Source organism: Streptomyces sp. NPDC018693 (assembly GCF_044391385.1).
Taxonomy (GTDB): domain Bacteria; phylum Actinomycetota; class Actinomycetes; order Streptomycetales; family Streptomycetaceae; genus Streptomyces.
The window spans coordinates 20,396-33,431 of sequence record NZ_JBIRZZ010000013.1 but is presented as its reverse complement, the minus strand read 5'-3'; the positions used below and the strand labels follow the sequence as shown (position 1 = coordinate 33,431).

Below are 13,036 nucleotides of genomic sequence, written 5' to 3'. Positions count from 1 at the left end.
CTTCAACACGCTGAATCTATAGGGAACTGGACTGGACGACCCCGGGCCTCCTGGGCCGGCTGGGCACCTTCCGCGCGCGGTACGCGCAGTCGGTCGAGGGCGGCGCGGATCCGGCCGCGGCCGAGCGGCTCGCCCGGCTCGTGGCGCCGTTCCTGCTGCGCCGCCGCAAGTCGGATCCCGGCATCGCCCCCGAACTGCCGCCGAAGACCGAGACCGATCACCCGGTCGCGCTGAGCACGGAACAGACGGGCCTGTACGAGGCCGTCGTCCGCGAGACGCTCGCGGCGATCTCCGCGGCCGACGACATGGCGCGGCGCGGCCTGATCGTCAAGCTGCTCACCGGCCTGAAGCAGATCTGCAACCACCCGGCGCAGTACCTGAAGGAGGACCGCCCGATCCTCCCCGGGCGCTCGGGCAAGCTGGAGCTGCTGGACGAACTGCTGGACACCATCCTCGCCGAGGACGCGAGCGTCCTGGTCTTCACCCAGTACGTCGGCATGGCACGCCTCATCGAGCGACACCTGACGGCGCGCGGGGTGCCCACGCAGTTCCTGCACGGCGGAACGCCCGTCGCCGAGCGCGAGGCGATGGTGGAGCGCTTCCAGAACGGCGACGTGCCCGTGTTCCTGCTGTCGCTGAAGGCCGCAGGCACGGGGCTGAACCTGACGCGGGCCGAGCACGTCGTGCACTACGACCGCTGGTGGAACCCCGCCGTGGAGGCACAGGCCACCGACCGCGCGTACCGCATCGGTCAGACGCGGCCGGTGCAGGTGCACCGGCTGATCGCCGAGGGCACGATCGAGGACCGCATCGCCGAGATGCTCGACCGCAAGCGCCGGCTCGCCGACGCCGTGCTCGGGTCGGGCGAGGCGGCGTTCACCGAGCTGACGGACGCCGAACTGGCCGAGCTGGTGGAACTGCGAGGGAGCGCGTGATGAGCCGGTACGACGACGAGACGCAGCGTACGTTCGCCGCGCTGCCGCCGGCGGGCGGCCGTGGCTTCGCGCAGACCTGGTGGGGCCGGGCCTGGCTCGCCGCTCTGGAGGACGGCGCGCTGGACGCGGAGCAGGTGCGCACCGGCCGCAGGCTCGCGCGCGCGGGTGCCGTGGGCGCGGTGTCGGTACGTCCGGGCCGCATCACGGGGGTCGTACGGGACCGGGACGGCACGGGGCATCGGGCCGATGTCCTGCTGGAGGAGCTGTCGACGGCGCAGTGGGACCGTTTCCTGGATCTGGCGGTCGAGCGGGCGGGTCATGTGGCCGCCCTCCTCGACCGCGAGATGCCGCCACATCTGGTCGAGGACGCGGCGACGGCCGGTATCGAGTTGCTGCCGGGGCTGGGCGATCTGGAGGCCGAGTGCGGCTGCGGGGCGTGGGACCACTGCGGGCACACCGCCGCGCTCTGCTACCTGATGGCGCGGCTTCTGGACCAGGATCCGTTCGTCCTGCTGTTGCTGCGGGGCCGCCCCGAACGGGCCGTGCTGGACGGCCTCCAGGCCCGCAGTGCCGCCCCGCCGGCTGCCGAGCCGCCCGCACCGGCGCAGGACGGGGTGGACGCGGCGCAGGCGTACGCGAACGCCCCGTCCCTGCCCTCCCTTCCGACGCTGCCGGAGTTGCCCGAGGGGCCGGGCACAGCGCAGTCGCTGGACACCGAGGCCCGGCCCGCGCCGGGCGTCGACCCCGCCGCGCTGGAGTTCCTGACCGGGCGGACAGCCACCGAAGCGCACCGACTACTGGCGGCGGCACTGGGCGCCGGAGCGGAACGAGCCCTTCCTCCTGAGGAGTTGACGGTCGGTCAGGACGCTGTACGGCTTGCCGCCGGATGTCTCCCGCACGTGTCGGCGGACGATTTCGCCCACCCGGCGGTCGCCGACCGCCTCGCCGAGGGCTCGGGCCGCAGCCGGGAGGCACTGGCCGTCGCGGTCCGGGCCTGGCGGTATGGCGGACCGGAAGCGTTGGCGGTGCTGGAGGAGGAGTGGACCGTCCAGAGCGAATCGCTCGCACGCGCGCGTACGGCTCTGGAGGCTGCCTGGGAAGGGGACGAGCGGCCGGTGCTGCGGGCGCGCGGCAACCGGTGGACAGCGGTCGGGGCTCCCTGCCAGCTGCGGCTGGGGCGGGACGGGCGCTGGTGGCCCTACCGCAAGGAGCGGGGCCGCTGGGTGCCCGCGGGCGACGCGACCAGGGATCCGGCGACGGCTCTGGCCTCGGCGCGGCTCACCGGCAAGGAAGGCGACTCCTAGGCGCCGTCGGCGCGCGGGGACGATCGGCCGGCGCGTGGGGCGGGCGGCGGTGCGGAGCCCGGGTGCGTGCCGGACGTGCAGGTGGGCGGGCGTCCCTCACCACGTGGCTGCTGTGTTTCTCACCGCGGGAACGGGCGGTCACCGCCGAGTACACGTACCGCGTCGACCCGGTGGGCGTGGTCGGCCGGGTCAGGACGACACCTCCGAGCTCAGGGTCTCCTCGAGGGTCGCGATGGGCGGCGACCGGCTGTTCGTCGGGGAGTGCGCCGAGGGGGTCATGCGGCTGGGCCGCGAGGCCGACATCCTGGGCGCCCCCTGGGACGGCGCGGCGACCTGCCGTCGCTGGAGCAGCTCGACGACCCGGCGGCGGGGGTGCCGGTGCCGGCCAAGCGGCTGAAGATCGAGGGCACCGCGCGCGTGACACCGGACCACCGCACGCTCGGGCTCGTCGATGACACGACTTCGGGGTGGCGGCCGGCACCGACGCGTTCGACGCTCAGGGCCGGCTCGTCGACGGCGGCGTCGAGACGACGGTGTATGTGCGGCTGCCGCGGGGCGCGTGACCGGCCGGACCGGGCACGCGCGCGTGGGGGTCACGACGGGTGCTCCACGCGCGCGTGTGGCACCCCAGCGCATCGGCGCCGGTCCACTGCCGGGCGGGTGCTCCACGCGCGCGTGCTGGCGCACCGCCCCGCTACGGCAGCAGTTCGTCGATCGAGGGCAGCAGTGACCGGATCTCGCTGGGCACCTCGCTCGGCAGCTCCGTCGGCAGTGGGGACGGCAGCTCGCTCGGCAGTGCGGTGGGCAGCCGCGTCGGCAGGCTGAAGGACGGCGCGGGCGAGGAGTCGGTGCTCGTCGGGCTCTCGGCGGGCGGCTTCTTCGGCCCGTCGTCACCTCCCGCGGCCATCAGCACGATCACCGTGACGGCCGCGACGGCCACCAACACGGCGAGCACGATGAACAGCGGGTTCCGGCGGCGCGGCGGAGGCGGCCCGAAGCCGCCGCCCGCAGGGGGCGGTGGCGTGTCGTACGGCGGGCCGGGCGGTCGGGGCGGTACGGGCGGCGTGGCCATACCGTCCAGCGTGGCGACCGGCCGCGCGTGACGCGACCCCGCGCGCGGAGGTCGGCACCGGCTCATGCCGTGGACGGCACGATTCCGATGCATTCCGTGCGCGGGTCTCACCTCGTCCTGAAGCAGGGCCTCAGGCGGCACACGCGTGTGCGGATGTTCAGCCGCGCGCGCCCAGCAGGTGGTCCATGGCCAGCTGGTCGAGGCGCTCGAAGGCCATGCCGCGGGCGGCGGCCGCGTCCGCGTCGAAGTCCTCGAAGGCCGAGCGGTCGGCGAGCAGCGCCTCCAGGCCGTCGGCGGCGGTGGCCTGGGCGAGCTGGTCGAGGCGGGAGGCGCGCAGGGCCTCCTGGACCTCCGGGTCGGCGCGGAAGGCGGCGGCGCGCTCCTTGAGGATGAGGTAGTTGCGCATGCAGCCGGCGGCCGACGCCCACACGCCGTCCAGGTCCTCGGTCCGCGGCGGCTTGAAGTCGAAGTGGCGCGGCCCGGTGTAGCCGGCGCTCTCCAGCAGGTCGACCAGCCAGAAGGCGGAGCGCAGGTCGCCGGCGCCGAAGCGCAGGTCCTGGTCGTACTTGATGCCGGACTGGCCGTTGAGGTCGATGTGGAAGAGCTTGCCCGCCCACAGGGCCTGCGCGATGCCGTGCGGGAAGTTCAGGCCGGCCATCTGCTCGTGGCCCACCTCGGGGTTGACGCCGTACAGCTCGGGGCGCTCCAGGCGGTCGATGAACGCGAGCGCGTGGCCGACGGTGGGCAGCAGGATGTCGCCACGGGGCTCGTTCGGCTTGGGCTCGAGCGCGAAGCGCAGGTCGTAGCCCTGGGAGGTGACGTACTCGCCGAGGAGGTCGAATGCCTCCTTCATGCGGTCGAGGGCCACGCGCACGTCCTTGGCGGCGCCGGACTCGGCGCCCTCGCGGCCGCCCCAGGCGACGTAGATCTTGGCGCCGAGCTCCACCGCCAGGTCGATGTTGCGGATCGTCTTGCGCAGGGCGTAGCGGCGCACGTCGCGGTCGTTGGCGGTGAACGCGCCGTCCTTGAAGACCGGGTGGGTGAACAGGTTGGTGGTGGCCATGGGGACGGTCATGCCGGTCGCGTCCAGGGCCTGGCGGAAGCGCTTGATGTGCGCCTCGCGCTCGGTGTCGGAGGACCCGAAGGGGATCAGGTCGTCGTCGTGGAAGGTCACGCCGTACGCGCCGAGCTCGGCCAGGCGCTGCACGGTCTCGACCGGGTCGAGGGCTCGGCGGGTGGCGTCGCCGAACGGGTCCCTTCCCTGCCAGCCGACGGTCCACAGGCCGAAGGTGAACCTGTCCTCGGGGGTGGGCTGGTAGCTCATGCCGCGGCTCCTTGCTTGATGAAGGCTCGATGGGGGTGACGGGGCTATTTCGTCATGGCCGTTTACAAATTAGTATGCGGACGCATCTCTGGGAAGACAGATCCCGCAGAGCCGTGAAAAAAGCTCGTGGAAAAAAGCTAGGGAGAGCCCGATGTCAGCAGCCGAGGGTCCGCTCGTCGTCGGCGTGGACTCGTCCACCCAGTCCACCAAGGCGCTGGTCGTCGACGTGGCCACCGGCCGGGTCGTCGCGAGCGGCCAGGCCCCGCACACCGTGTCCTCGGGGGCCGGCCGGGAGAGTGACCCGCGCCAGTGGTGGGACGCGCTGTGCGAGGCGCTGCGCCAGTGCGGTGACGCGGCGCACGAGGCCGCCGCGGTGTCGATCGGCGGCCAGCAGCACGGGCTCGTCACCCTGGACGAGCGGGGTGGGCCGGTGCGTCCGGCGCTGCTGTGGAACGACGTGCGTTCGGCCCCGCAGGCGCGCCGGCTGACCGAGGAACTGGGCGGGGCGAAGTTCTGGGCGGAGCGCACCGGGTCGGTCCCGGCCGCCTCCTTCACGGTCACCAAGTGGGCCTGGCTGGCCGAGCACGAGCCGGAGGCGGTGCGCGCGACCAGGGCGGTGCGTCTCCCCCACGACTACCTCACCGAGCGGCTCACCGGGGAGGGCACGACCGACCGCGGCGACGCCTCCGGCACCGGCTGGTGGGCGTCGGGGAGCGAGTCGTACGACGCGGAGATCCTCGCCCATGTGGGCCTGGATCCGGCGCTGCTGCCCCGCGTGGTGCGGCCCGGGGAGGTCGCGGGCACCGTGCGCGACAGCCATGACCTGCCGTTCTCCAAGGGCACCCTGGTCGCGCCCGGTACGGGCGACAACGCGGCGGCCGCGCTGGGCCTCGGGCTGCGGCCCGGCACTCCGGTCATGAGCCTCGGCACCTCCGGCACGGTGTACGCCGTGTCCCGGCGGCGCCCCGCCGACCCGACGGGCACGGTGGCGGGTTTCGCCGACGCCCACGGCGACTGGCTGCCGCTGGCCTGCACCCTGAACTGCACGCTCGCCGTCGACCGCCTCGCCGCCCTGCTCGGCCTGGACCGCGAGGCAGTGGAGCCGACCACCGGTGTCACCCTCCTGCCGTACCTGGACGGCGAGCGCACCCCGAACCTGCCGAACGCCTCGGGCCTCCTGCACGGCCTGCGCCACGACACCACCGCCGGGCAGCTCCTCCAGGCCGCCTACGACGGTGCCGTGCACGCCCTGCTGGGCGCGCTCGACCTCGTCCTCGACGAGGACGCCGACCGCTCCACTCCCCTGCTGCTGATCGGCGGCGGCGCCCGGGGCACGGCCTGGCAGCAGACCGTACGCCGGCTGTCGGGCCGTCCGGTCCAGGTCCCGGAGGCGAAGGAGCTGGTCGCGCTGGGCGCCGCCGCCCAGGCCGCCGGTCTGCTGACCGGCGAGGACCCGGCCGCGGTCGCCCGGCGCTGGAACACCGCGCAGGGACCGGTGCTGGACGCCGTGGAGCGGGACGAGGCGGCGCTGGCCAGGATCTCCGGGGTACTCTCCGACGCGGCTTCGCTGCTGGAGCGGGGCACGGACTGAGGGCTGAGGGAGGCATGAGCGCACCGCTGCACGAGGCCCGGCCGTCCGGCCCGGGGCGAGCGCTGCCCGACACCCAGCAGGGCATGCGCCGGCGCAACCTCGCCCGGGTGATGCACGCCGTCAGCGCCGAGGGATCGCTGTCCCGGGCCGCGGTCGCCTCCCGCATCGGTCTGACCCGGGCAGCGGTGTCGACCCTCGTCGACGAGCTCATACGCACCGGCCTGCTCGAGGAGCTGGGACCGGAGCGCCCCGGCCGGGTGGGCCGGCCGGGCTCGGCGCTCGCCGTGAGCGGGCACGGGCCGGCCGGGATCGGCGCGGAGGTCGGCGTCGACCACCTCGCGGTCTGCGCGGTGGACCTGCGCGGCGAGGTGCGGGCGCGCGCGGTACGGCACGGCACCAACCGCGGGCGCTCCCCCGAGCCGGTCGTGGCCGAGCTGAACGGCCTGATCGGCGAGGTCGTCGCCGCGGCCCGCGGCGAGGGGCTGTGGCCGGTCGGCCTCGCCGTCGCCGTGCCGGGCCTGGTGGCCCGCGACGCCCGTACCGTCGTCCGCGCCCCGAACCTCGACTGGCGCGACACGGACCTCGGTGCCCTGCTGCCCGGCGACTTCCCGCTGACCGTCGACAACGAGGCCAACTTCGGCGCGCTCGCCGAACTCTGGCTCGGACAGGACACCCCGAGCGACTTCCTGCACGTGTCGGCGGAGATCGGTATCGGCGGCGCGGTCGTCGTCGACGGCAGTCTGCTGCGCGGAACGCGGGGATTCGCGGGCGAGTTGGGGCATGTGCCGGTCCATCCGGACGGCCCGGAGTGCGTGTGCGGCGGGCGCGGCTGTCTGGAGCAGTACGCCGGTGAGGAGGCGGTGCTGCGCTCGGCCGGCCTGGAGCTGGGCGAGGACCGTGTCGGGCTGCTCGCCGGGCGCGCGACCGACGGCGACGAGGACGTACAGCGGGCCCTGCGCGACGCGGGCAGGGCGCTCGGCGTGGCGCTGACCGGGGCAGTGAACCTGCTGGACCCGCAGGGCGTGGTGCTCGGCGGCGCCCTGGCGGGGCTGGCGCCGTGGCTGCTGCCGTCGCTGGAGGCCGAGCTGGCGCGGCGCACGGCGGGGCCGGTGTGCCCGGTGTCCGTGTCGCGGCTGGGGCCGCAGGGGCCGTTGCTGGGGGCCGCGCACTCGGTGGTGCGCGGGGTGCTGGACGATCCGGCGGCGGTGACGGGCCGGGGCTGAGGGGCCGGGACGCGCCGGTCGTACGGCCGGAACTCCCCCTTCGGGTGAGCGAGTTGTCCACAAGCGGGCCCTCGTCCACAGATCTCCCTCCGGCCCTTCTGCGTGTCCTCCCGGCGCCGTACCGTGATCCACGTGGGGCACAGCCGTCGAGTCGTGGCGACGGTGACGGTGTGTGGGACGGCGGCCTCGTTTCGTCAGCCGCCGCCCCGAGACCCCGCTCTGCCTCCCTACGCACCCGTTTTCCGAAAGGCGATCCCGTGGAACGAGCCGGCTCCGGCGCCGCCAGGCGGCGCTTCCTGAAGGGCGCGGCCCTCGCCGCCGTCCCCTACGCGGTGCTCCCCACCCCCCGGGCCGGCGCGCGGGCCCGGGCCGAGGACTACCCCGCGGCCGAGTGGCAGCCGGCGAACGCCTCCAACTACACGGCGGCGGACCGCCCCGTCGAGCACCCCGTCGATCTCGTGATCGTGCACGTCACACAGACCGCCTATGCCGGAACCCTGGCCATCTTCCAGAACCCGAAGAAGGACGTGTCCGCGCACTACGTGGTGCGCTCCTCCGACGGCCATGTCGCGCAGTGCGTGCGTGAGGCGGACATCGCGTGGCACGCCGGCAACTGGGACTACAACACCCGCAGCATCGGCATCGAGCACGAGGGCTGGGTGGACCGGCCGGCGTATTTCACGGACGTGCTCTACGAGCGGTCCGCGCGACTCACGGCGTCGATCTGCGACCGGTACGGCATACCCAAGGACCGCGCGCACATCATCGGCCATCACGAGGTGCCCGGCACCGACCACACCGATCCCGGGCCCGACTGGGACTGGGCGCGCTACATACGGCTGGTCAACGGGGCCTGACCTGGATCGGCCGGCCCCGCCGCGGGCCAGGGCGGCTTGCCCCGCCCGACCGGCATCCACACCTCACGTTCGAGTGACGCCTGTCGAAACGGTTGTCGGCAACCGCACCCGGGATGACGATGTCCCCAGCCGCATCGCTGTCCGGGAGGCCGAGTTGACCGATCCCTGGGTGGCCCTGGAGCCGGGGGCCGACCCTGCCGAGCGCGTACGGGTCCTGCGGCGCGCGCACGAGACGTTCACCGAGGCGGGCACGGTGCCGCGGCCGGTGCGAGCCGTGGTGGCCGACTCGTGGCGCCGGTCCGCGCGGGCCGGTGTCGGGCCGGACGCCGGGGCGAGCGTGGAGCTGTCCGACGGCGATCTGCATGCCTACCGGGCGGAACATCCGCTGGCGCGGGTGATGCCGTTGTTCCGGGAGCTGATGGGCACCTTCGCCGCCGACGGGGAACACCTGCTCGCGGTGTGCGACGCGCACGGCAGGCTGCTGTGGGTGGAGGGGCACGCGGCGACGCGCCGGCTGGCGGGCCGGATGAACTTCGTGCCGGGTGCCCGCTGGGCGGAGAGCGCGGTGGGCACGAACGCGCCGGGCACGGCCGTCGCCGTGGGCCGGCCGGTGCAGGTGTTCGCCGCCGAGCACTTCGTCCGGCGCGTCCAGCCGTGGACCTGCGCGGCGGCCCCGGTGCACGATCCGCGCACCGGGCGGGTGCTCGGCGCGGTGGACATCACCGGCGGGGACGGGCTGGCGCACCCGCACAGCCTGGGCTTCGTGCAGGCGGTGGCCAGGGCCGCCGAGGCGCAGCTGGCGTTGCTCGCCCCGCAGCCGTCGGCCGTCGACACACCGGAGCTGACCGTGCTGGGTCGGGACGAGGCGCAGTTGGTCACCGGCGGCCGAACGATCAGGCTGAGCCGACGGCACAGCGAGATCCTGATACTGCTGGCCCGGCACCCGGAGGGGCTGAGCGGGGACGAGCTGCTGTGCGCGCTGTACGAGGGCGAGTCGGTGACCCCCGTGACACTGCGCGCCGAACTCGCCCGGCTGCGCGGGGTGCTGGGGTCCGGTGCGGGGGCCGAGCTGCTGGCCTCACGGCCCTACCGGCTGACGGTGCCGGTCGCGTCGGACGTCGCCGTGGTGGAGCGACGGCTGGCGGCAGGCGCGGTGACGGCGGCGATGGCCGCGTACGCCGGGCCGCTGCTGCCGGCCTCGCAGGCGCCGGCTGTGGTGCGGCTGCGGGACCGGCTCGCCGACGGTCTGCGCGCGGCCCTGATCGCCCACGGCGACCCCGACCTGCTGGCGGACTGGGCTCACGCGCCGTGGGGCGAGGACGACCTCGACGTATGGCGCGCGCTCACGACGATCCGACCCACGGCGGCGAGCCTGGCCCGCCTCACGGCCCTGGAGTCGGAACTGACGGCACCGGCGGGGTGGGCGGGCCGGGCACGGCTGCCGTAAGTGCGGAGGCCGGGCGCGCCAACCGGTAGGAGCGAGGCCGAGTGCAGCGGCCGTATGAGCACGGCCCGGGCACGCCAACCAGCAGGAACGAAGAGCCAGGCCCAGCAGCCCAGAAGCACAGCCCAAGCACGCCAACCAGTAAGAGCGGAGGGCCAGGCGCAGTAGCCGTGAGGGCGCGGGCCAGGCACGGCAGCCGTACGTGGAGAGACGGTGGTGGCGACCCAGAGGGGGCGGTAGCGGCGGGGCGTTGGAGTCCGCGCAACGTCTCCGCAACGTCCGTCTCCCTAGCCTCCCGTCGAGAGCTGCCCGACGGCGGGCAGCGCTGCTGAGGGAGGCACCCGTATGACCCGTTACGCCGCGCCCAACACCGAGGGCGCGATCGTCTCCTACCAGGCGCGCTACGACCACTTCATCGGCGGCGAGTATGTGCCTCCGGCTCGCGGGCAGTACTTCGAGAACACAAGCCCGGTGAACGGGCTGCCGTTCACCGAGGTGGCGCGCGGCACGGCCGAGGACGTGGAGAAGGCGCTGGACGCGGCGCACGCGGCGGCACCCGGCTGGGGCCGCAGGTCGGCGACCGAACGCTCCGACATCCTGCTGAAGATCGCCGACCGCATGGAGGCGTACCTGGAGCCGCTGGCGGTGGCGGAGAGCTGGGAGAACGGCAAGCCGATCCGCGAGACGCTGGCCGCCGACATCCCGCTGGCCATCGACCACTTCCGCTACTTCGCCGGCGCGGTGCGCGGGCAGGAGGGTTCGCTCAGCGAACTGGACCACGACACGGTGGCGTACCACTTCCACGAGCCGCTGGGTGTCGTCGCGCAGATCATCCCGTGGAACTTCCCGATCCTGATGGCCGCGTGGAAGCTCGCCCCGGCCCTCGCCGCCGGCAACGCGGTCGTGCTCAAGCCGGCCGAGCAGACGCCGGTGTCCATCCACTACTGGATGAGCCTGATCGCCGATCTACTGCCGCCGGGTGTGGTGAACATCGTCAACGGGTTCGGCCCGGAGGCGGGCAAACCGCTGGCGTCGAGCCCGCGCGTGGCGAAGGTCGCCTTCACCGGCGAGACGTCGACGGGCCGGCTGATCATGCAGTACGCGGCGGAGAACCTGAAGCCGGTCACCCTGGAGCTGGGCGGGAAGTCGCCGAACATCTTCTTCGACGACGTGTGGGACAAGGACGACGAGCTGCGGGACAAGGCCCTGGAGGGCTTCACCATGTTCGCGCTCAACCAGGGCGAGGTGTGCACCTGTCCCTCGCGCGGGCTGATCCAGCGCGGCAACTACCCGGACTTCCTCGAGGCGGCCGTGGCCCGCACGGAGCTGATCAAGCCCGGCCACCCACTCGACACCGACACGATGATCGGCGCCCAGGCGTCGAGCGAGCAGCTCGCGAAGATCCTCTCCTACATCGACATCGGCCGGGACGAGGGCGCGAAGGTCCTCACCGGCGGGGAACGCGCCGAGCTGGACGGCGACCTGAAGGGCGGCTACTACGTCCGGCCGACCATCTTCGAGGGCGACAACCGGATGCGGATCTTCCAGGAGGAGATCTTCGGTCCGGTGGTCTCGGTGGCCTCGTTCGACGACTTCGACGACGCCATCAAGATCGCGAACGACACGGCGTACGGTCTCGGCGCGGGTGTGTGGACCCGCGACGTCAACACGGCCTACCGGGCGGGCCGGGCGATCCAGGCGGGCCGCGTCTGGACGAACTGCTACCACGCGTACCCGGCGCACGCGGCGTTCGGCGGCTACAAGCAGTCCGGGATCGGCCGCGAGACCCACAAGATGATGCTGGAGCACTACCAGCAGACCAAGAACCTCCTGGTGTCGTACTCGCCGCAGAAGCTGGGCTTCTTCTGACGAGCCGCTGGAAGGCCCTGCAGGACGGTGGCCGAACAAAGACGTACGTCCCCGACGGGACGCGGTGGACGGCCCGGTCGCCGTCGATGCGCTGGAACCGCGCGCCCCCGGTCGCGTGCACGCTGCGGTCACCCGTCGGCACCCGCACCTCGGCCGTGGTGTTCGGGAGGATCGCGACCGTCAGCCGGAAGGTGCCCTTGTCGAGGGTCCATTCCGTTGCCGCCTTGCCATAGGGGGGTCCGGTAGCTCCCTTCGGCTTGGGTGAGGTCGCCGACGACGCGTGGATCGACCACCAGGTCGCGGTAGCCGACGGAACCGGGAGCCTGCCGGATGCCGGCCAGGCCGCCGTGCAACCACTCCTCGATCTGCAAAAGGATCATGTGGTTCTTCGATGCGTCGATGCCCCAGTGCTCGGGGATGGTCGTCAGGCCCCCGGGGTCGCCGTGGTCGGTGCCATGAAGAAGCCGTAGCGCGCACGGTCGGGGCGAGCCCTATGGTGGCGCCGCTCAGGTGGGGCCCGCCGCCGAACGGCTGGAATCCGCGGACCAGCTCGACCAGGGCGTCGAGGACCCGCTCGCGCTCGCCCTCGGGGACCAGCCCCGCGTCGAGCGCGAGGGCCTGGGCCGCCTGGGTCGCGCCGGTCGTGCCCGCGTCGCCCTCGCTGGTGTAGCGGCCGGGCGCGGAGTTGTAGAACGCGGTGTTGAACGGCCTCCTTGCTGGCGGCCGCGAGGTCGCGGTACTCACGCGCGTCCGCGTCCCGTCCCAGCAGGGCGGCCATCTTCGCCATCCGGTCGGACCTGGTGGTATCCCCAGGTGCCGGTGATGCGGCCCGAGGTGGGTTCGGCCGCGATCCAGTCCGCCAGCGCGGCGTCGACGATGTGCGCGTCGGCGCACGTGCTCGTCTTCCTGGTCCTGATGTACTGCAGCTTCGCCAAGGTCGCGCTCGCCCCTGGCGCGAGCATCACCGTCGAGATCGCACTCGACCGCCGTGCCTTCGCCTACTGGGACATCAGCCGCGACGACTGGACCGTCGCGCCCGGCCGGTACCAGGTGCACCTGGCCGACAACGCGCACGACGTCGTCGCCACCGCCGTCCTCGACCTGCCCGGGGACACGCTCGCGCGGCCGCTCACCCTCGACTCACCCGTTCGTGACTGGTTCGGCCACCCCGTGGTCAGGCCCGCGCTGACCTCCGCGATGCTGTCCGGGCTGACCGCGGCCCGCTGCGCCCTGACACGCAGCGGGCCGCCGACACGCCTCGCCGCACGGCCGCCAACGTCGCCGTGCAGGAGCGGCACGGGCAGTCCGCCGGCGAGTGACCGGCCATCGGCCCCCGCAGATCATCACGTTCCTTGCCGGTCAGGCCGCACACCTGAACACCCTCACCGCACGGCATCTCACTGAGGCGGAGGACGAG

The 13,036-nt window shown here is 73.5% G+C and carries 10 protein-coding genes and 2 pseudogenes; 10 read left to right on the top strand and 2 right to left on the bottom strand.

Translation table 11 applies throughout. From position 1 onward, the window contains the following. Window positions 1-26: 26 nt before the first annotated feature. The 3 genes and pseudogenes from ACH5AC_RS28680 to ACH5AC_RS28670 form a co-directional block, all read left to right on the top strand. Window positions 27-935: pseudogene (locus ACH5AC_RS28680) on the top strand (DEAD/DEAH box helicase); the annotation flags it as partial. Then, on the top strand, window positions 935-2,239 hold the full coding sequence (locus ACH5AC_RS28675; protein WP_398865083.1) for an SWF or SNF family helicase: 1,305 nt from the start codon (window positions 935-937) through the stop codon (window positions 2,237-2,239). The pseudogene ACH5AC_RS28680 and the gene ACH5AC_RS28675, both read left to right, overlap by 1 nt. Window positions 2,240-2,322: 83 nt before the next feature. Continuing rightward, window positions 2,323-2,802, top strand: a pseudogene (locus ACH5AC_RS28670) (esterase-like activity of phytase family protein); the annotation flags it as partial. A 131-nt stretch (window positions 2,803-2,933) separates the two neighbouring features. On the opposite strand, the gene ACH5AC_RS28665 reads toward ACH5AC_RS28670, so the two are convergent. Both ACH5AC_RS28665 and xylA read right to left on the bottom strand, forming a co-directional pair. Beyond that, complete coding sequence (locus tag ACH5AC_RS28665; protein ID WP_398865082.1) at window positions 2,934-3,311, bottom strand: hypothetical protein; 378 nt, start codon at window positions 3,309-3,311, stop codon at window positions 2,934-2,936. Between the two features lie 157 nt (window positions 3,312-3,468). Beyond that, window positions 3,469-4,635 carry a xylose isomerase gene (gene xylA, locus ACH5AC_RS28660; protein ID WP_398865081.1) on the bottom strand — a complete coding sequence of 389 codons (1,167 nt, stop codon included), beginning with the start codon at window positions 4,633-4,635 and terminating at the stop codon, window positions 3,469-3,471. Window positions 4,636-4,786: 151 nt separating this feature from the next. Here xylA and xylB point away from each other — a divergent pair, with 151 nt between their 5' ends. The 7 genes from xylB (at window position 4,787) to ACH5AC_RS28625 (ending at window position 13,023) form a co-directional block, all read left to right on the top strand. Next, window positions 4,787-6,226 carry a xylulokinase gene (xylB, locus tag ACH5AC_RS28655; RefSeq protein WP_398865080.1) on the top strand — a complete coding sequence of 480 codons (1,440 nt, stop codon included), beginning with the start codon at window positions 4,787-4,789 and terminating at the stop codon, window positions 6,224-6,226. A gap of 14 nt (window positions 6,227-6,240) precedes the next feature. Then, window positions 6,241-7,449 carry an ROK family protein gene (locus ACH5AC_RS28650; protein ID WP_398865079.1) on the top strand — a complete coding sequence of 403 codons (1,209 nt, stop codon included), beginning with the start codon at window positions 6,241-6,243 and terminating at the stop codon, window positions 7,447-7,449. A gap of 257 nt (window positions 7,450-7,706) precedes the next feature. Then, window positions 7,707-8,306 carry an N-acetylmuramoyl-L-alanine amidase gene (locus ACH5AC_RS28645; RefSeq protein WP_398865078.1) on the top strand — a complete coding sequence of 200 codons (600 nt, stop codon included), beginning with the start codon at window positions 7,707-7,709 and terminating at the stop codon, window positions 8,304-8,306. 154 nt (window positions 8,307-8,460) lie between these two features. Beyond that, on the top strand, window positions 8,461-9,753 hold the full coding sequence (locus ACH5AC_RS28640) for a GAF domain-containing protein (protein WP_398865077.1): 1,293 nt from the start codon (window positions 8,461-8,463) through the stop codon (window positions 9,751-9,753). A 342-nt stretch (window positions 9,754-10,095) separates the two neighbouring features. After that, window positions 10,096-11,619 carry an aldehyde dehydrogenase family protein gene (locus ACH5AC_RS28635; RefSeq protein WP_398865076.1) on the top strand — a complete coding sequence of 508 codons (1,524 nt, stop codon included), beginning with the start codon at window positions 10,096-10,098 and terminating at the stop codon, window positions 11,617-11,619. 257 nt (window positions 11,620-11,876) lie between these two features. Next, window positions 11,877-12,089 carry a hypothetical protein gene (locus ACH5AC_RS28630; protein WP_398865075.1) on the top strand — a complete coding sequence of 71 codons (213 nt, stop codon included), beginning with the start codon at window positions 11,877-11,879 and terminating at the stop codon, window positions 12,087-12,089. A gap of 352 nt (window positions 12,090-12,441) precedes the next feature. Next, entirely contained in the window at window positions 12,442-13,023 is a 582-nt protein-coding gene (locus ACH5AC_RS28625; RefSeq protein ID WP_398865074.1) for a fibronectin type III-like domain-contianing protein, read from the top strand. Window positions 13,024-13,036: the final 13 nt, after the last annotated feature.

Coding starts and splice junctions, on each gene's coding strand:
- ACH5AC_RS28635 (WP_398865076.1), top strand. CDS start 10,096: ATGACCCGTTACGCCGCGCCCAACACCGAGGGCGCGATCGTCTCCTAC.
- ACH5AC_RS28625 (WP_398865074.1), top strand. CDS start 12,442: ATGCGGCCCGAGGTGGGTTCGGCCGCGATCCAGTCCGCCAGCGCGGCG.
- xylB (WP_398865080.1), top strand. CDS start 4,787: ATGTCAGCAGCCGAGGGTCCGCTCGTCGTCGGCGTGGACTCGTCCACC.
- xylA (WP_398865081.1), bottom strand. CDS start 4,635: ATGAGCTACCAGCCCACCCCCGAGGACAGGTTCACCTTCGGCCTGTGG.
- ACH5AC_RS28665 (WP_398865082.1), bottom strand. CDS start 3,311: ATGGCCACGCCGCCCGTACCGCCCCGACCGCCCGGCCCGCCGTACGAC.
- ACH5AC_RS28650 (WP_398865079.1), top strand. CDS start 6,241: ATGAGCGCACCGCTGCACGAGGCCCGGCCGTCCGGCCCGGGGCGAGCG.
- ACH5AC_RS28675 (WP_398865083.1), top strand. CDS start 935: ATGAGCCGGTACGACGACGAGACGCAGCGTACGTTCGCCGCGCTGCCG.